This window comes from Sulfuriferula thiophila, from assembly GCF_003864975.1.
Lineage (GTDB): Bacteria > Pseudomonadota > Gammaproteobacteria > Burkholderiales > Sulfuriferulaceae > Sulfuriferula > Sulfuriferula thiophila.
In genome coordinates this window covers 1-373 of the sequence record NZ_BHGL01000030.1, presented here as the reverse complement: position 1 = coordinate 373, position 373 = coordinate 1, and the positions used below count along the sequence as shown (strand labels likewise).

2 pseudogenes are annotated in these 373 nt (G+C 48.3%); both read left to right on the top strand.

The annotated features are described in order from the left end of the window. Nucleotides 1-62: 62 nt before the first annotated feature. Nucleotides 63-221, top strand: a pseudogene (locus EJE49_RS14430) (transposase); the annotation flags it as partial. Nucleotides 222-260: 39 nt separating this feature from the next. Then, nucleotides 261-373 (top strand): annotated as a pseudogene (locus tag EJE49_RS14425) (IS3 family transposase); the annotation flags it as partial.

Genomic DNA, 373 nt, shown 5'->3' with positions numbered 1-373 from the left:
ATTGGACTTCACCCGCTTCAGTAGACACATTATGATGTAGAAACTGAACAGGAGTGAAGCCAATGAGTAACGCAAGATATACAGCAGAATTTAAGGCAGAAGCAGTCAAACAAGTCACCGAGCGCGGGCATGGGGTGGTTGAGGTTGCAAAGCGTTTGGGCATATCAGACAAGAGCTTATATGTCTGGCTAAAGAAGAGTCAGCAACAATCCCCGTCTGCTGCCAAAGATGAAGTACTCGCGCTTAAAACCGAACTCAGTCGCATGAAGGCTGAATTGAAGCGCACCACCGAAGAACGCGACATCTTAAAAAAGGCCGCCGCGTACTTTGCCAGAGTGTCCGAGTAAAGTACGCTTTCATGGATCAGCATCGG